The 14,081-nt window shown below is 53.0% G+C and carries 28 protein-coding genes; all 28 read left to right on the plus strand.

What is annotated here, in order from left to right:
- Window positions 1-319: 319 nt before the first annotated feature.
- The 28 genes from rpsJ to rplQ all read left to right on the plus strand — a co-directional run bounded on the left by rpsJ (window position 320) and on the right by rplQ (window position 13,943).
- Window positions 320-631 (plus strand): 30S ribosomal protein S10, encoded by a 312-nt coding sequence (gene rpsJ, locus OKC31_RS13055; RefSeq protein ID WP_005307944.1) that lies wholly within the window; start codon window positions 320-322, stop codon window positions 629-631.
- 22 nt (window positions 632-653) lie between these two features.
- Entirely contained in the window at window positions 654-1,286 is a 633-nt protein-coding gene (rplC, locus tag OKC31_RS13060) for a 50S ribosomal protein L3 (protein ID WP_005340620.1), read from the plus strand.
- Window positions 1,287-1,303: 17 nt separating this feature from the next.
- A complete protein-coding gene (gene rplD, locus OKC31_RS13065) occupies window positions 1,304-1,909 on the plus strand; it encodes a 50S ribosomal protein L4 (protein ID WP_005340616.1) in 606 nt (201 codons plus the stop codon).
- Window positions 1,906-2,208: a 50S ribosomal protein L23 gene (gene rplW, locus OKC31_RS13070; protein WP_005307955.1), complete on the plus strand. Its 303-nt coding sequence runs from the start codon at window positions 1,906-1,908 to the stop codon at window positions 2,206-2,208. Before rplD ends, rplW begins: the two co-directional genes overlap by 4 nt.
- Before the next feature lie 15 nt (window positions 2,209-2,223).
- Window positions 2,224-3,045 carry a 50S ribosomal protein L2 gene (rplB, locus tag OKC31_RS13075; RefSeq protein WP_005340614.1) on the plus strand — a complete coding sequence of 274 codons (822 nt, stop codon included), beginning with the start codon at window positions 2,224-2,226 and terminating at the stop codon, window positions 3,043-3,045.
- 22 nt (window positions 3,046-3,067) lie between these two features.
- Window positions 3,068-3,346 (plus strand): 30S ribosomal protein S19, encoded by a 279-nt coding sequence (rpsS, locus tag OKC31_RS13080; protein ID WP_005307960.1) that lies wholly within the window; start codon window positions 3,068-3,070, stop codon window positions 3,344-3,346.
- A gap of 10 nt (window positions 3,347-3,356) precedes the next feature.
- Window positions 3,357-3,701, plus strand: a complete 345-nt coding sequence (gene rplV, locus OKC31_RS13085) for a 50S ribosomal protein L22 (protein WP_005319741.1) — start codon at window positions 3,357-3,359, stop codon at window positions 3,699-3,701.
- Between the two features lie 3 nt (window positions 3,702-3,704).
- Window positions 3,705-4,418, plus strand: a complete 714-nt coding sequence (gene rpsC / locus OKC31_RS13090) for a 30S ribosomal protein S3 (RefSeq protein ID WP_005307962.1) — start codon at window positions 3,705-3,707, stop codon at window positions 4,416-4,418.
- 13 nt (window positions 4,419-4,431) lie between these two features.
- Window positions 4,432-4,845 carry a 50S ribosomal protein L16 gene (gene rplP, locus OKC31_RS13095; RefSeq protein ID WP_005340612.1) on the plus strand — a complete coding sequence of 138 codons (414 nt, stop codon included), beginning with the start codon at window positions 4,432-4,434 and terminating at the stop codon, window positions 4,843-4,845.
- On the plus strand, window positions 4,845-5,036 hold the full coding sequence (rpmC, locus tag OKC31_RS13100) for a 50S ribosomal protein L29 (protein ID WP_005307965.1): 192 nt from the start codon (window positions 4,845-4,847) through the stop codon (window positions 5,034-5,036). The genes rplP and rpmC overlap by 1 nt, the downstream gene beginning before the upstream one ends.
- Complete coding sequence (rpsQ, locus tag OKC31_RS13105) at window positions 5,036-5,284, plus strand: 30S ribosomal protein S17 (RefSeq protein ID WP_005307966.1); 249 nt, start codon at window positions 5,036-5,038, stop codon at window positions 5,282-5,284. The genes rpmC and rpsQ overlap by 1 nt, the downstream gene beginning before the upstream one ends.
- A 147-nt stretch (window positions 5,285-5,431) precedes the next feature.
- On the plus strand, window positions 5,432-5,800 hold the full coding sequence (gene rplN / locus OKC31_RS13110) for a 50S ribosomal protein L14 (RefSeq protein ID WP_005307975.1): 369 nt from the start codon (window positions 5,432-5,434) through the stop codon (window positions 5,798-5,800).
- 11 nt (window positions 5,801-5,811) lie between these two features.
- Window positions 5,812-6,129, plus strand: a complete 318-nt coding sequence (rplX, locus tag OKC31_RS13115; RefSeq protein WP_005307977.1) for a 50S ribosomal protein L24 — start codon at window positions 5,812-5,814, stop codon at window positions 6,127-6,129.
- A gap of 13 nt (window positions 6,130-6,142) precedes the next feature.
- Complete coding sequence (gene rplE, locus OKC31_RS13120; protein ID WP_005331162.1) at window positions 6,143-6,682, plus strand: 50S ribosomal protein L5; 540 nt, start codon at window positions 6,143-6,145, stop codon at window positions 6,680-6,682.
- Window positions 6,683-6,692: 10 nt separating this feature from the next.
- The gene (rpsN, locus tag OKC31_RS13125) at window positions 6,693-6,998 is read left to right on the plus strand and encodes a 30S ribosomal protein S14 (protein ID WP_005340609.1); all 306 of its coding nucleotides are present in this window, start codon (window positions 6,693-6,695) and stop codon (window positions 6,996-6,998) included.
- 21 nt (window positions 6,999-7,019) lie between these two features.
- The gene (gene rpsH / locus OKC31_RS13130; RefSeq protein ID WP_005307980.1) at window positions 7,020-7,412 is read left to right on the plus strand and encodes a 30S ribosomal protein S8; all 393 of its coding nucleotides are present in this window, start codon (window positions 7,020-7,022) and stop codon (window positions 7,410-7,412) included.
- A gap of 13 nt (window positions 7,413-7,425) precedes the next feature.
- A complete protein-coding gene (rplF, locus tag OKC31_RS13135) occupies window positions 7,426-7,959 on the plus strand; it encodes a 50S ribosomal protein L6 (protein WP_005340607.1) in 534 nt (177 codons plus the stop codon).
- Between the two features lie 9 nt (window positions 7,960-7,968).
- Window positions 7,969-8,322, plus strand: a complete 354-nt coding sequence (gene rplR / locus OKC31_RS13140) for a 50S ribosomal protein L18 (RefSeq protein WP_005340606.1) — start codon at window positions 7,969-7,971, stop codon at window positions 8,320-8,322.
- A 14-nt stretch (window positions 8,323-8,336) separates the two neighbouring features.
- Complete coding sequence (gene rpsE / locus OKC31_RS13145; protein ID WP_005340605.1) at window positions 8,337-8,837, plus strand: 30S ribosomal protein S5; 501 nt, start codon at window positions 8,337-8,339, stop codon at window positions 8,835-8,837.
- Between the two features lie 6 nt (window positions 8,838-8,843).
- Window positions 8,844-9,023 carry a 50S ribosomal protein L30 gene (rpmD, locus tag OKC31_RS13150; RefSeq protein ID WP_005307985.1) on the plus strand — a complete coding sequence of 60 codons (180 nt, stop codon included), beginning with the start codon at window positions 8,844-8,846 and terminating at the stop codon, window positions 9,021-9,023.
- 2 nt (window positions 9,024-9,025) lie between these two features.
- A complete protein-coding gene (rplO, locus tag OKC31_RS13155; protein ID WP_005340604.1) occupies window positions 9,026-9,463 on the plus strand; it encodes a 50S ribosomal protein L15 in 438 nt (145 codons plus the stop codon).
- An 8-nt stretch (window positions 9,464-9,471) separates the two neighbouring features.
- Window positions 9,472-10,800 carry a preprotein translocase subunit SecY gene (secY, locus tag OKC31_RS13160; protein ID WP_005340602.1) on the plus strand — a complete coding sequence of 443 codons (1,329 nt, stop codon included), beginning with the start codon at window positions 9,472-9,474 and terminating at the stop codon, window positions 10,798-10,800.
- 27 nt (window positions 10,801-10,827) lie between these two features.
- Complete coding sequence (rpmJ, locus tag OKC31_RS13165) at window positions 10,828-10,941, plus strand: 50S ribosomal protein L36 (RefSeq protein ID WP_005319705.1); 114 nt, start codon at window positions 10,828-10,830, stop codon at window positions 10,939-10,941.
- A gap of 139 nt (window positions 10,942-11,080) precedes the next feature.
- Window positions 11,081-11,437: a 30S ribosomal protein S13 gene (gene rpsM, locus OKC31_RS13170; RefSeq protein WP_005307991.1), complete on the plus strand. Its 357-nt coding sequence runs from the start codon at window positions 11,081-11,083 to the stop codon at window positions 11,435-11,437.
- A gap of 14 nt (window positions 11,438-11,451) precedes the next feature.
- Window positions 11,452-11,841 carry a 30S ribosomal protein S11 gene (gene rpsK / locus OKC31_RS13175; RefSeq protein ID WP_005307993.1) on the plus strand — a complete coding sequence of 130 codons (390 nt, stop codon included), beginning with the start codon at window positions 11,452-11,454 and terminating at the stop codon, window positions 11,839-11,841.
- Between the two features lie 39 nt (window positions 11,842-11,880).
- Window positions 11,881-12,501 (plus strand): 30S ribosomal protein S4, encoded by a 621-nt coding sequence (gene rpsD, locus OKC31_RS13180; protein WP_005340600.1) that lies wholly within the window; start codon window positions 11,881-11,883, stop codon window positions 12,499-12,501.
- A 25-nt stretch (window positions 12,502-12,526) separates the two neighbouring features.
- Window positions 12,527-13,516, plus strand: a complete 990-nt coding sequence (locus tag OKC31_RS13185; protein ID WP_005307997.1) for a DNA-directed RNA polymerase subunit alpha — start codon at window positions 12,527-12,529, stop codon at window positions 13,514-13,516.
- 43 nt (window positions 13,517-13,559) lie between these two features.
- Window positions 13,560-13,943, plus strand: a complete 384-nt coding sequence (gene rplQ, locus OKC31_RS13190) for a 50S ribosomal protein L17 (RefSeq protein ID WP_005307999.1) — start codon at window positions 13,560-13,562, stop codon at window positions 13,941-13,943.
- Window positions 13,944-14,081 lie beyond the last annotated feature (138 nt).

The raw sequence follows: 14,081 nt of genomic DNA on the forward strand, positions 1-14,081 counted from the left end.
TACCAGTCTGCTTGTAACATTGTCGTTACCTTGGTGTCGGCAGCAGAGTGTGTTGCCGCAGGCGAGATCCATCTGCCACATAAAACTGCGCATAATCTGTTCGCTCTCCCTTGCGCAAATTTGAAAAATCCGTATAATCCCCTCCGCTTACCCATGAGGTGAGCCAGACGATATGTCTGCTGCTGAGTTTCCTGTTTACAGGAGCCAGCCATACAGTCCTCCCGATATGGGGGGAAACGTGAAAAATCACACCTCTGGCGGGAGCAATCTCGGTCGGGCGGTGTTGATTTATGTTCTTTTATCTATTGGAGCTCTGTCAATGCAGAACCAAAGAATCCGTATCCGCCTGAAGGCTTTTGATCATCGCCTGATTGATCAATCCACTGCGGAAATCGTTGAAACTGCTAAGCGCACTGGCGCGCAGGTTCGCGGTCCTATTCCGCTGCCGACTCGCAAAGAGCGCTTCACCGTCCTGATCTCCCCGCACGTCAACAAAGATGCGCGTGATCAGTACGAGATCCGCACTCACAAGCGTCTGGTAGACATCGTTGAGCCGACTGACAAGACCGTAGACGCCCTGATGCGTCTGGATCTGGCAGCTGGTGTAGACGTCCAGATCAGCCTGGGTTAATTACGGAAAGAGGTTGATAACAATGACAATCGGTCTTGTAGGTCGCAAAGTGGGTATGACTCGCATCTTCACTGAAGATGGCGTTTCTATCCCGGTGACTGTTATCGAAGTTGAAGCTAACCGTGTAACTCAGGTCAAATCTGTAGAAACCGACGGCTACAACGCTATTCAGGTTACCACTGGCGCCAAGAAAGCCAGCCGTGTGACCAAGCCGGAAGCTGGCCACTTCGCCAAAGCTGGTGTAGAAGCCGGTCGCGGTCTGTGGGAATTCCGCCTGAACAACGGTGAAACTTTCACTGTTGGTAGCGAGCTGAAAGTAGATCTTCTCGCTGACGTTAAGCTGGTAGACGTTACCGGCACATCCAAAGGTAAGGGCTTTGCTGGTACTGTTAAGCGCCACAACTTCCGCACCCAGGATATGACCCACGGTAACTCCTTGTCTCACCGCGTTCCGGGTTCTATCGGTCAGAACCAGACTCCGGGTCGTGTATTCAAGGGCAAAAAGATGGCTGGTCACATGGGTGCTGAGCGTGTAACGACTCAGAACCTGGAACTGGTTCGTGTTGACGCTGAACGCAACCTGCTGCTCATCAAAGGTGCAGTACCGGGTGCAACCAACGGCAACGTGATCGTCAAACCTGCCGTCAAAGCGTAACGTCTGAGGAGATAGTAATGGAATTGGTAATGAAAGACGCCAAGAGCGCTCTTGAAGTTTCCGAGACTACCTTCGGGCGCGAATTCAACGAAGCTCTGGTTCACCAGGTCGTCGTTGCATATGCCGCTGGTGCCCGTCAGGGTACTCGTGCGCAGCTGACTCGCTCTGAAGTGTCTGGTGGCGGCAAAAAGCCGTGGCGTCAGAAGGGTACTGGTCGTGCCCGTGCTGGCTCCATCCGTTCGCCCATCTGGCGTTCCGGTGGTGTGACTTTTGCTGCTAAGCCGCAAGATCACAGCCAGAAAGTAAACAAGAAGATGTACCGCGGCGCTATCCGTAGCATTCTGTCCGAGCTGGTACGTCAAGAGCGCCTGATCGTTGTTGAGAAGTTCGGCATCGAAGCTCCGAAGACCAAAGAACTGATCGCCAAGCTGAAAGAAATGGAACTGACTGACGTTCTGATCGTGACTGCTGAAGTCGATGAGAACCTGTTCCTGGCTGCTCGCAACCTGTACAAAGTTGACGTGCGTGACGTTGCCGGTATCGACCCGGTCAGCCTGATCGCTTTCGACAAGGTTCTGATGACTGCTGACGCAGTTAAGCAAATCGAGGAGATGCTGGCATGATCCGTGAAGAGCGTCTGCTGAAAGTTCTGAAGGCTCCGCACATCTCTGAAAAGAGCACCATGGTTGCAGAAAAGCAGAACACTATCGTGTTCAAAGTTGCTGTTGATGCTACCAAGGCGGAAGTCAAAGCTGCAGTTGCGAAACTGTTCGAGGTCGAAGTTGAGACCGTCCGTACCCTGAACATGAAGGGTAAGACCAAGCGCGCAGGTGCACGCGTAGGCCGTCGTTCCGATTGGAAAAAGGCTTATGTGACCCTGAAAGCTGGTCAGGACATCGACTTCATGGGCGCAGCCGAGTAAGAGGAGTTCTCAAAAATGGCAATCGTTAAGTGCAAGCCTACTTCTCCGGGCCGCCGCCACGTCGTCAAGATCGTCAATCAAGAGCTGTATAAGGGCAAGCCCTTCGCCGCTCTGCTGGACAGCAAAAGCAAGTCCGGTGGTCGTAACAACAACGGCCGTATCACTACCCGTCATATCGGTGGTGGTCACAAGCAGCACTACCGTATCGTCGACTTCAAGCGCGACAAAGACGGTATCCCGGCTAAAGTAGAGCGCCTGGAATACGATCCGAACCGTACCGCTAACATCGCTCTGGTGTTGTATGCAGATGGTGAGCGTCGTTACATCCTGGCTCCGAAAGGCCTGAAAGCTGGTGACGCGATCGCTTCTGGTGCTGATGCAGCCATCAAGGTAGGTAACGCCCTGCCGATGCGCAACATCCCGGTTGGTTCTACCGTTCACGCTGTAGAGATGAAGCCTGGTAAAGGTGCCCAGCTGGCTCGTTCCGCTGGTACTTTCATCCAGATCCTGGCTCGTGAAGGTAACTATGTAACTCTGCGTCTGCGTTCCGGCGAAGTACGTAAAGTTCTGGCCGAGTGCCGCGCTACCATCGGTGAAGTCGGTAACTCCGAGCACATGTTGCGTCAACTGGGTAAAGCCGGTGCAAACCGCTGGCGTGGTATTCGTCCGACCGTTCGCGGTATGGCGATGAACCCGGTTGACCACCCGCACGGTGGTGGTGAGGGTCGTAACAAGGGCATGCAGCCTGTGTCCCCATGGGGCCAGAAGGCTAAAGGCTTCAAGACCCGTAAGAACAAGCGTACCGACAAGTACATCGTACGTCGTCGTAACAAGTAATTGTTAACATAGAGGAATCACCATGCCACGTTCTCTCAAGAAGGGTCCATTTATTGACCTGCACTTGCTGAAGAAGGTAGAGAAAGCGGTGGAAAGCGGGGATAAAAAGCCGGTTAAAACCTGGTCCCGTCGTTCAATGATCATCCCGAACATGATCGGTTTGACCATCGCTGTCCATAATGGTCGTCAGCACGTTCCGGTTTTCGTTACCGAAGAAATGATCGGTCACAAACTGGGTGAATTCGCACCGACTCGTACTTATCGCGGCCATGCTGCTGATAAGAAGGCTAAGAAGCGCTAAGGGATAAATGATGGAAGCTATCGCTAAACACCGTTATGCCCGTACTTCTGCCCAGAAAGCTCGTCTGGTAGCCGATCAAGTACGTGGTCTGTCCGTAGACAAGGCTCTGAATATCCTGACCTTCAGCCCGAAAAAGGCTGCAGTGCTGGTTAAGAAAGTGCTGGAATCTGCCATTGCAAACGCTGAGCACAACGAAGGCGCCGATATCGACGCGCTGCGTGTTGCTACTATCATGGTCGACGAAGGTCCCTCCATGAAGCGCATCCGTCCGCGTGCCAAAGGTCGTGCGGATCGTATCCTCAAGCGTACCGCTCACATCACTGTAGTGGTATCCGACGCTAAGGCTGGGAGATAAGCAATGGGTCAGAAAGTACATCCTAATGGCATTCGCCTGGGTATTACCAAGCCTTGGAATTCTACCTGGTTCGCGAACACCAAAGACTTCGCTGACAACCTGTACAGCGATTTTCAAGTACGCCAGTTCCTGACCAAGGAACTGAAAAACGCGTCCTTGTCCAAGATCACCATTGAGCGTCCGGCCAAGAGCATCCGTGTGACCATTCACACCGCTCGTCCGGGTGTTGTAATCGGTAAGAAAGGCGAAGACGTTGAGAAGCTGCGCAAAGCTGTAGCCACTATTGCTGGCGTGCCTGCTCAGATCAACATTTCCGAAGTCCGCAAGCCGGAGCTGGATGGCAAACTCGTTGCCGACAGCATCACTTCCCAGCTGGAGCGTCGTGTAATGTTCCGTCGTGCTATGAAGCGCGCCGTACAGAACGCAATGCGCCTGGGTGCCAAGGGCATCAAAGTGGAAGTTTCCGGTCGTCTGGGCGGCGCTGAAATCGCGCGTACCGAATGGTACCGTGAAGGTCGTGTGCCGTTGCACACCCTGCGTGCCGACATCGACTACGCAACTTCTGAAGCCCACACCACTTACGGTGTGATCGGCGTTAAAGTTTGGATCTTCAAGGGCGAAGTTCTGGGCGGTCTGGCTGCTGTTAACGCTGCCGCTGCTCAAGAGCAAGCTCCTGCAAAGCCCAAGCGTGACAACAAGCGCCGCGCTGCTAAGTAAGGAGATTCGGTAAATGTTGCAACCTAAGCGTACTAAATTCCGCAAGACCCACAAGGGTCGTAACCGCGGTCTGGCCACCTCTGGTAACGAAGTATCCTTCGGTACCTTTGGCCTGAAGGCGACATCCCGTGGTCAACTGACTGCTCGTCAAATCGAAGCAGCCCGTCGTGCCATGACCCGTCACGTTAAGCGTCAAGGTAAGATCTGGATCCGTGTGTTCCCGGACAAGCCCATCACCGAAAAGCCCCTCGAAGTTCGTATGGGTAAAGGTAAGGGTAACGTGGAATACTGGGTTTGCCCGATCCAGCCTGGCAAGGTTCTGTACGAGATGGACGGTGTACCTGAGGCTCTGGCGCGTGAAGCGTTTGCCCTGGCCGCAGCTAAGCTGTCTGTTCAGACCACTTTCGTAATTAAGACGGTGATGTGATGAAAGCCCAAGATCTGCGTCAAAAGAGCGTCGAAGAACTGAACCAGGAGCTGCTGGGCCTGCTGCGTGAGCAATTCAACATGCGCATGCAAGCGTCCACCGGCCAGCTGGCTCAGACTCACACTCTGAAACAAGTGCGTCGTGACGTCGCACGTATCAAGACTGTACTGACTGAGAAGGCAGGTGCGTAATGACTGACAAGATCCGTACTCTGCAAGGTCGTGTAATCAGCGACAAGATGGACAAGTCCATCACTGTTGCTATCGAGCGCAAGGTAAAGCACCCGATCTACGGTAAGATCATCAAGCGCACTACCAAGCTGCACGTACATGACGAAAACAACGAGTGCAAAGCTGGCGACCTCGTGGAAATCCGCGAATGCCGCCCGCTGTCCAAGACCAAGTCCTGGACCCTGGTTGCCGTTGTAGAAAAGGCCTAATCGGTACTTTGTAGTCCAAGCGGCCCCTTTCAGGGGCCGTTTGTTTTTTAGGCTACCTTTTCTGAAAATCCTGTGTTATAGTTTCGCGCCTTTTGAAGGCAGCCAGATCCCATTAGGGATAAGAAGTAAACAAAGCGGAGCACTAAGATGATCCAGATGCAAAGTATGCTGGGTGTTGCCGACAACTCCGGCGCTCGCAGTGTAATGTGTATTAAGGTTCTGGGTGGCTCGCACCGCCGTTACGCCGGCATCGGCGACATCATCAAGGTTTCCATCAAGGAAGCCATTCCTCGCGGTAAAGTGAAGAAAGGTGATGTGTATAACGCGGTGGTCGTACGCACCCGTAAAGGCGTTCGTCGTCCGGACGGCTCTGTCATCCGTTTCGACAACAATGCGGCTGTGTTGCTTAACAACAACCAACAGCCAATCGGTACTCGTATTTTTGGCCCGGTGACCCGTGAACTGCGTAATGAGAAGTTCATGAAGATTGTGTCCCTGGCACCCGAAGTACTGTAAGGAGTCGAACGATGGCAGCTAAAATCCGTCGCGAAGACGAAGTGATTGTTCTTACCGGCAAAGACAAGGGCAAGCGTGGCAAAGTCACTCAAGTCCTGATTGCAAAAGGTAAGGTAATCGTGGAAGGCATCAACCAGGTGAAGAAACACCAGAAGCCGGTACCCGCACTGGGTCAGGCTGGCGGTATCGTCACCAAAGAAGCCCCCATCGATGTATCAAACGTAGCGCTGTTCAACTCTGCCACTGGCAAAGCTGACCGCGTTGGTTTCCGGATTGAAGACGGCAAAAAAGTCCGTTTCTTCAAATCCACCGGCGAACTTGTGAAGTAATTGGAGTTTAACGATGGCGAAACTGCATGATTACTACAAATCCGATGTAGTAAATGAACTGTCCAAGCAGTTCGGTTACAAGACTATCATGCAAGTCCCTCGGATCGAGAAAATCACCCTGAACATGGGTGTTGGTGAAGCGATCTCTGACAAGAAATTGCTGGAAAATGCTGCTGCCGATATGGCTGCCATTTCCGGTCAGAAGCCGCTGATCACCAAAGCTCGCAAATCTGTTGCGGGCTTCAAGATTCGTGAAGGCTACCCGATAGGTTGTAAAGTAACCCTGCGTGGCGAGCGTATGTGGGAGTTCCTGGAACGGCTGATCTGCATCTCCGTACCGCGTATCCGTGACTTCCGTGGCCTGAACGCTAAAGCGTTCGACGGTCGTGGTAACTACTCCATGGGCGTGCGTGAGCAGATCATCTTCCCGGAAATCGACTATGACAAAGTCGATCGCGTCCGTGGTCTGGATATCACCATCACCACTTCCGCGAATACCGATGAAGAAGGCCGTGCTCTGCTGGCTGCCTTTAACTTCCCATTCCGCAAGTAAGGTTAGGGTTATGGCTAAAACATCCATGAAAGCGCGCGAAGCAAAGCGTGCCAAGCTGGTAGCCAAGTACGCGACCAAGCGTGCCGAGCTGAAAGCTATCATCGTTGACATGAACGCTTCTGAAGAAGCGCGTTGGGATGCTGTACTGCAACTGCAACAGCTGCCCCGTGATTCCAGTCCGTCCCGCCAGCGTAACCGTTGCAATATTACTGGTCGTCCGCACGGTTTCCTGCGCAAGTTTGGCCTGTCTCGCATCAAGGTGCGTGAGCATGCCATGAAGGGCGAAATTCCGGGCCTGAAGAAGGCTTCTTGGTAACGAATCTCGGGAGTTAGACTTATGAGCATGCAAGATCCGATCGCGGATATGCTGACCCGCATCCGTAACGGTCAGGCGGCGAGCAAAGTTGCGGTTTCCATGCCTTCTTCCAAGCTGAAAGTGGCTATCGCCAAAGTGCTGAAAGAAGAAGGTTACATCGCTGGCTACTCCGTAGCTGGTGACGTGAAGCCGGAACTGGAAATTGAACTGAAATATTTCCAGGGCAAGCCAGTTGTAGAACTGATCCAACGCGTAAGCCGTCCAGGCCTGCGTATTTACAAGCGCACTACTGATCTGCCGAAAGTTATGGGCGGTCTCGGTGTTGCTATCGTGTCCACGTCTAAAGGTGTGATGACTGACCGTGCTGCTCGCAAAGCAAGCATGGGCGGTGAGATCATCTGCTACGTCGCTTAATAGGAGGTAGGAAATGTCTCGTGTTGCTAAGGCACCCGTCACTATTCCTGCTGGCGTAGAGGTGACTCTGAACGGCCAGGAACTGACCATCAAAGGTGGTAAAGGTTCTCTGGTTCGCTCTATTCACGCCGGTGTAGAAGTGACCAAAGAAGACAATGTACTGAAGTTCGCCCCGCGCGGCAGCATCGCTGGTGCTGACGCTCAGGCCGGTACTGCCCGTGCATTGGTCAACAACATGGTAATCGGTGTTACCCAAGGCTTCGAGCGCAAGCTGCAGCTGGTTGGTGTAGGTTATAAAGCCTCCATCAAGGGCAATGCTGTTGCGCTGGCTCTGGGCTTCTCTCACCCGGTAGAGCATGCGCTGCCGGCTGGTGTGACCGCTGAGTGCCCGACTGCTACAGAAATCGTTCTGCGTGGCGTCGACAAGCAGCTGGTTGGCCAAGTCGCCGCCGATATCCGTGCTTACCGCGCTCCGGAGCCCTACAAGGGCAAGGGTGTACGCTATGCCAACGAGCAAGTGCGTACTAAAGAAGCTAAGAAGAAGTAAGGTAACACTATGGACAAGAAAGCAGCTCGTCTCCGTCGTGCTACTCGTGCTCGGAAAAAGATGCAGGAACTGGGAGCTACCCGTCTGGTTGTTCACCGTACCCCGCGTCATATCTATGCGCAGGTTATTGCAGCCAACGGTTCCGAAGTTCTGGCCTCTGCTTCCACAGTAGAGAAAGCCATCAGTGAAGCTCTGAAATACACCGGTAACGCAGATGCTGCTACCGCTGTAGGTAAGGCTATCGCTGAGCGTGCTATTGCCAAAGGCGTTCAGAACGTATCTTTCGATCGTTCCGGTTTCAAGTATCACGGTCGCATCGCTGCCCTGGCAGCTGCCGCACGTGACGCTGGTCTTCAGTTCTAAGCTAGGAGTCGAAGATGGCTAAAGTCGAATCTCAAGCCGGCGAACTGCAAGAAAAGCTCATTGCAGTAAACCGTGTTTCGAAAACTGTTAAAGGTGGTCGTATCATGTCCTTCACCGCGTTGACCGTGGTGGGTGATGGTAACGGCCGTGTAGGTTACGGTTACGGTAAAGCCCGTGAAGTTCCGGCTGCTATTCAAAAAGCAATGGAACAGGCTAAGCGTAACCTGAACAAGGTTGAGCTGAACAACGGCACTCTGCACCACCCGGTGCGTGGTGTTCACTCTGGCTCCACCGTGTTCATGAAGCCGGCCTCCCAAGGTACTGGTATCATTGCAGGCGGCGCTATGCGTGCTGTTCTGGAAGTTGCCGGTATCCACAACGTGCTGGCCAAGACCTACGGTTCCACCAACCCAATCAACGTTGTTCGCGCTACTGTAGACGCTCTGGTTCACGGTCAATCACCGGAACAGATCGCTGCCAAGCGTGGTCTGCGCGTTGAAGAAATTCTGGGGTAATGCGACATGGCTAACACTGTAAAAGTAACTCAAACTCGCAGCTCTATCGGCCGTCTGCCAAAGCACAAGGCGACTCTGCGTGGTCTGGGTCTGCGTCGCATTGGTCACACCGTTGAGCTGGAAGATACTCCTTGCGTACGCGGCATGATCAACCAGGTTTATTACATGGTTAAGGTGGAGGGCTAAGCATGCGTCTGAACACTCTGTCTCCGGCCGCTGGTTCCAAGCCTGAAAAACAACGTCGTGGTCGTGGTATCGGCTCCGGCCTGGGCAAGACTGGTGGTCGTGGTGTTAAAGGCCAGACCTCTCGTTCCGGTGGCGGTAAAGTCCGCAACGGTTTCGAAGGCGGCCAGATGCCTTTGAAAATCCGTCTGCCGAAGTTCGGTTTCTTCTCTCGCAAATCTTTGGTTTCTGCCGAAGTGCGTCTGAACGAAATCGCCCTGGTAGAAGGTGATGTGGTCGACCTGAGCACTCTGAAGCAAGCCGGTGTTGTTACTAAGAACATCGTGTTCGCTAAAGTTGTTCTGTCAGGCAACATTGACCGTGCTGTGACCGTTCGTGGTCTGTCCGTCACCAAAGGTGCACGCGCAGCCATCGAGGCCGCTGGCGGTAAAATCGAGGAATAATCAGTACAATGGCTAAGAAACCAGGATTGGATGTTAAAGCACAGGGTGGTCTGAGTGAACTGAAGAGCCGTCTGCTCTTCGTTCTCGGGGCGATTATCGTTTTCCGTGCAGGCTCTTATGTGCCGATTCCTGGTATTGACGCCGCCGTACTGGCCGAGTTGTTCCAGCAACAGAAGGGCACCATCATTGAGATGTTCAACATGTTCAGTGGTGGTGCACTCTCGCGTGCTTCTATTCTTGCGTTGGGGATCATGCCGTACATTTCGGCATCGATCATTATCCAGCTGCTGACAGTGGTTCACCCCGCTCTTGCTGAACTCAAGAAAGAAGGTGAATCCGGCCGTCGCAAGATTAGCCAATATACCCGTTGGGGCACGCTGGTTTTGGGAACTTTCCAGGCCATTGGTATTGCAACCGGTCTGCCGAATATGATGCATGGACTCGTGACTAATCCGGGTCTAGGCTTCTATTTCACAGCGGTTGTGAGTCTGGTCACCGGTACCATGTTTTTGATGTGGTTGGGTGAGCAGATTACCGAGCGTGGGATTGGTAATGGTATCTCGTTGATTATTTTCACAGGTATCGTTGCTGGTCTGCCGCATGCCATTGGCGCTACGGCCGAACAGGCACGTCAAGGGGAATTGCACATCCTGCTGTTGTTGTTGCTGGGCTTGATTGTTTTCGCAGTGACTTACTTTGTGGTGTTCGTGGAGCGTGGTCAGCGTCGTATCGTCGTTAACTATGCCAAACGTCAACAAGGCCGCCAGGTATTTGCCGCGCAAAGCACACACCTGCCGTTGAAAGTGAATATGGCTGGTGTGATTCCTGCGATTTTCGCATCCAGTATCATCCTCTTCCCGGGGACCATTACCTCTTGGTTTGGTCAGGGCGAGGGTAAAGTAGCTGATATCCTGCAACAGGTCTCTATGGTCCTGCAGCCGGGTCAACCGCTTTACGAGATGCTGTATGCAGCAGCCATTATCTTCTTCTGCTTCTTCTATACCGCGCTGGTGTTCAACCCCCGCGAGACAGCAGATAACCTGAAGAAGAGTGGAGCCTTTATCCCGGGGATCCGCCCGGGCGAGCAGACAGCACGTTACATCGATAAGGTTATGACTCGCCTGACATTGGCAGGTGCGCTCTATATAACCTTTATCTGTCTGGTACCCCAGTTCTTGATGACTGCCTGGAACGTACAGTTCTACTTCGGTGGCACTTCGCTGCTGATTATTGTGGTAGTTATCATGGACTTCATGGCTCAGGTACAAACCCATATGATGTCTCATCAATATGGCGACGTCCTGAGGAAGGCCAACCTGAAGGGCTACGGCCGCTAAAGGTCGGCGTAGTTACGGAGTTAAGCAATGAAAGTTCGTGCTTCCGTTAAGGCAATCTGCCGTAACTGCAAAATCATCAAGCGTCACGGTGTGGTGCGTGTGATTTGCAGCGAGCCAAAGCATAAACAGCGCCAAGGCTAATTTTTTACGGTTAGTACTTGCAACAAATAGTTGTGCTGGCTAATATAGCCAGCCAACTTTTGTTGTGTATTGGTTGACCGCCACGTATCCGCTCACGGGCTTTGTGGTGGTCGTAATCTACTATATGTAGGAGTGAATAGTGGCCCGTATCGCTGGCATTAACATTCCTGACCATAAGCATGCAGTCATCGCTTTGACTGCTATTTATGGCGTCGGTCGTACCCGCTCCAAGGCCATCTGTGCCGCAGCCGGTATCGCTGAGAATGTGAAAATTAAAGACCTGGACGAAGCTCAGATTGAGAGTCTGCGTGAACAAGTAGGTAAATTCACCGTTGAAGGTGACCTGCGTCGTCAGATTTCCATGAACATCAAGCGATTGATGGATCTGGGTTGCTACCGTGGTTTGCGTCACCGTCGTAGCCTGCCTGTTCGTGGTCAACGTACCAAGACCAACGCTCGTACCCGTAAGGGTCCGCGCAAGGCTATCAAGAAGTAACGGGAAGGTAGAAAATGGCTAAAACTCCGACTCGTGCTCGCAAGCGCGTTAAAAAGCAAGTGAGCGACGGTATTGCGCACGTTCATGCATCTTTCAACAACACAATCGTGACCATTACTGACCGTCAGGGCAATGCTCTGTCTTGGGCTACTTCTGGTGGTTCCGGTTTCCGTGGTTCTCGTAAGTCCACCCCGTTCGCTGCTCAGGTAGCTGCCGAGCGCGCTGGTGAGATGGCCAAAGAATATGGCGTCAAGAACCTGGAAGTCATGGTCAAAGGTCCGGGTCCCGGTCGTGAGTCTTCCATCCGCGCCCTGAACGCGGCTGGTTTCCGCATCACTAACATTACTGATGTGACTCCGATCCCGCACAACGGTTGTCGTCCTCCCAAGAAGCGCCGCGTATAACGCTGTAGCTACTTGGTCTAGGATTGTTGGAGAAAGAAGATGGCAAGATATATCGGTCCTAAGCTTAAGCTTAGCCGTCGTGAGGGCACCGACCTCTTCCTGAAGTCAGGTGTTCGTGCGATTGATTCTAAGTGCAAGATTGACACCGCCCCTGGTCAGCACGGTGCGCGTAAAGCGCGTCTGTCCGACTACGGTGTTCAGCTGCGCGAGAAACAAAAAGTTCGTCGTATCTACGGCGTATTGGAAAAACAGTTCCGCAACTACTACCGCGACGCTGCCCGTCAAAAGGGTAACACCGGTGAAAACCTGTTGCAGCTGCTGGAAGGTCGTTTGGACAACGTTGTTTACCGTATGGGCTTCGGCGCTACCCGTGCTGAATCTCGTCAGCTGGTGAGCCACAAGGCCATCATGGTAAACGGTCGCGTTGTGAACATTCCTTCTTTCCAGGTTTCCCCTGAGGACGTGATCTGCGTTCGTGAGAAGGCTAAGAAGCAAGCGCGTATCAAAGCTTCCCTGGAAGTTGCTGGTCAGCGTGAGAAGCCGACTTGGGTAGAGGTTGACGCCGCTAAAATGGAAGGTGCTTTCAAGCGTCTGCCAGAGCGTTCCGACCTGTCTGCCGACATTAACGAACAGCTGATCGTCGAGCTTTACTCCAAGTAAAGCTAGCTTCTAAAGAGAGGACACAATGCTGGGTTCTGTAACAGATTTTCTTAAACCGCGGCTAGTTGACATCGAGCAAGTTAGCCCGACTCATGCGAAAGTGACTCTTGAGCCACTCGAGCGTGGCTTTGGTCACACGCTGGGCAACGCCCTGCGTCGTATTTTGCTGTCATCTATGCCCGGTTGTGCAGTTACTGAAGTCGAAATTGACGGGGTACTGCATGAGTACAGCAGCAAAGAAGGTGTACAGGAAGACATTCTTGAAATCCTGCTCAACCTGAAAGGTATCGCTGTGAAGCTGGAAGGCAAGGACGAGGTAACTCTGTCCCTGACCAAGTCTGGAACAGGCCCCGTTACCGCTGGTGATATCACTCACGGTGATGAAGTCGAGATCGTAAACCCGGAGCACGTAATCTGCCACCTGACTGGTGCCAATGCTGAAATCAGCATGCGCCTGAAAGTTCAGCGCGGTCGTGGTTATGTGCCTGCTTCTGCTCGTGTTCACAACGATGATGAAGAGCGTCCTATTGGTCGCCTGCTGCTGGACTCCGCGTTCAGCCCCATCGTTCGTATTGCCTACAATGTTGAGGCAGCACGTGTGGAACAGCGTACCGACTTGGACAAGCTGGTCATCGACATGGAGACCAATGGTACCCTGGATCCTGAAGAAGCCATCCGTCGTTCTGCCACTATCCTGGCCGAGCAACTGGAAGCCTTCGTGGATCTGCGCGATGTCAGCGTGCCCGAGAAGAAAGAAGAGAAACCCGAGTTTGATCCGATTCTGCTACGTCCTGTCGATGATTTGGAGCTGACAGTTCGTTCTGCGAACTGTCTGAAGGCAGAAGCTATCCACTATATTGGTGATCTGGTACAGCGTACCGAAGTTGAGTTGCTTAAGACTCCTAACCTCGGTAAGAAGTCCCTGACTGAGATCAAGGACGTGTTGGCCTCCCGTGGTCTGTCTCTTGGCATGCGCCTTGAGAACTGGCCGCCCGCCAGCATCGCTGACGAGTAATCCAGATTACGGGTTTCACAGATTTAGTTAGAAGGATAAGGTCATGCGCCATCGTTTGAGTGGTCGTCAACTGAACCGGAACAGCAGCCATCGTCAGGCAATGTTCCGCAACATGGCCAGCTCCCTGGTTCGTCATGAGATCATCAAGACGACTCTGCCTAAGGCAAAAGAGCTGCGTCGTGTAGTTGAACCGCTGATCACCCTTGCCAAGACTGATAGCGTTGCTAATCGTCGCCTGGCATTTGCCCGTACTCGCGATAACGCGATCGTGGCTAAGCTGTTCAATGAACTGGGCCCGCGCTACCTGGAGCGCGCCGGCGGTTATACTCGCATTTTGAAATGCGGTTTCCGTGCAGGCGACAACGCCCCTATGGCTTATATTGAGCTGGTAGACCGCCCGGCCGCTGCTGAAGCAGCTGCTGAGTGATAAAGAAAAAGCCGGGCTTGTCCCGGCTTTTCTTTTAATCCATTCTGATACTGCCTCAACTGCCTCAACTGCCTCAACTGCCTCAACTGCCTCAACTGCCTCAACTGCCTCAACTGCCTCAACTGCCTCAACTGCCTC

The sequence above is a fragment of the Aeromonas sp. Y293-4 genome (genome assembly GCF_027705905.1).
In the GTDB taxonomy this organism is placed as follows: Bacteria; Pseudomonadota; Gammaproteobacteria; order Enterobacterales; family Aeromonadaceae; genus Aeromonas; species Aeromonas veronii.

Coding starts and splice junctions, on each gene's coding strand:
- rplE (WP_005331162.1), top strand. CDS start 6,143: ATGGCGAAACTGCATGATTACTACAAATCCGATGTAGTAAATGAACTG.
- rplN (WP_005307975.1), top strand. CDS start 5,432: ATGATCCAGATGCAAAGTATGCTGGGTGTTGCCGACAACTCCGGCGCT.
- rpsE (WP_005340605.1), top strand. CDS start 8,337: ATGGCTAAAGTCGAATCTCAAGCCGGCGAACTGCAAGAAAAGCTCATT.
- rpsJ (WP_005307944.1), top strand. CDS start 320: ATGCAGAACCAAAGAATCCGTATCCGCCTGAAGGCTTTTGATCATCGC.
- rplD (WP_005340616.1), top strand. CDS start 1,304: ATGGAATTGGTAATGAAAGACGCCAAGAGCGCTCTTGAAGTTTCCGAG.
- rpsN (WP_005340609.1), top strand. CDS start 6,693: ATGGCTAAAACATCCATGAAAGCGCGCGAAGCAAAGCGTGCCAAGCTG.
- rpsS (WP_005307960.1), top strand. CDS start 3,068: ATGCCACGTTCTCTCAAGAAGGGTCCATTTATTGACCTGCACTTGCTG.
- rpsH (WP_005307980.1), top strand. CDS start 7,020: ATGAGCATGCAAGATCCGATCGCGGATATGCTGACCCGCATCCGTAAC.
- rpsC (WP_005307962.1), top strand. CDS start 3,705: ATGGGTCAGAAAGTACATCCTAATGGCATTCGCCTGGGTATTACCAAG.
- rplC (WP_005340620.1), top strand. CDS start 654: ATGACAATCGGTCTTGTAGGTCGCAAAGTGGGTATGACTCGCATCTTC.
- rplO (WP_005340604.1), top strand. CDS start 9,026: ATGCGTCTGAACACTCTGTCTCCGGCCGCTGGTTCCAAGCCTGAAAAA.
- rplX (WP_005307977.1), top strand. CDS start 5,812: ATGGCAGCTAAAATCCGTCGCGAAGACGAAGTGATTGTTCTTACCGGC.
- rpmC (WP_005307965.1), top strand. CDS start 4,845: ATGAAAGCCCAAGATCTGCGTCAAAAGAGCGTCGAAGAACTGAACCAG.
- rpsD (WP_005340600.1), top strand. CDS start 11,881: ATGGCAAGATATATCGGTCCTAAGCTTAAGCTTAGCCGTCGTGAGGGC.
- rplV (WP_005319741.1), top strand. CDS start 3,357: ATGGAAGCTATCGCTAAACACCGTTATGCCCGTACTTCTGCCCAGAAA.
- OKC31_RS13185 (WP_005307997.1), top strand. CDS start 12,527: ATGCTGGGTTCTGTAACAGATTTTCTTAAACCGCGGCTAGTTGACATC.
- rplP (WP_005340612.1), top strand. CDS start 4,432: ATGTTGCAACCTAAGCGTACTAAATTCCGCAAGACCCACAAGGGTCGT.
- rplF (WP_005340607.1), top strand. CDS start 7,426: ATGTCTCGTGTTGCTAAGGCACCCGTCACTATTCCTGCTGGCGTAGAG.
- rpsQ (WP_005307966.1), top strand. CDS start 5,036: ATGACTGACAAGATCCGTACTCTGCAAGGTCGTGTAATCAGCGACAAG.
- rpmJ (WP_005319705.1), top strand. CDS start 10,828: ATGAAAGTTCGTGCTTCCGTTAAGGCAATCTGCCGTAACTGCAAAATC.
- rplW (WP_005307955.1), top strand. CDS start 1,906: ATGATCCGTGAAGAGCGTCTGCTGAAAGTTCTGAAGGCTCCGCACATC.
- secY (WP_005340602.1), top strand. CDS start 9,472: ATGGCTAAGAAACCAGGATTGGATGTTAAAGCACAGGGTGGTCTGAGT.
- rplB (WP_005340614.1), top strand. CDS start 2,224: ATGGCAATCGTTAAGTGCAAGCCTACTTCTCCGGGCCGCCGCCACGTC.
- rplQ (WP_005307999.1), top strand. CDS start 13,560: ATGCGCCATCGTTTGAGTGGTCGTCAACTGAACCGGAACAGCAGCCAT.
- rplR (WP_005340606.1), top strand. CDS start 7,969: ATGGACAAGAAAGCAGCTCGTCTCCGTCGTGCTACTCGTGCTCGGAAA.
- rpsK (WP_005307993.1), top strand. CDS start 11,452: ATGGCTAAAACTCCGACTCGTGCTCGCAAGCGCGTTAAAAAGCAAGTG.
- rpmD (WP_005307985.1), top strand. CDS start 8,844: ATGGCTAACACTGTAAAAGTAACTCAAACTCGCAGCTCTATCGGCCGT.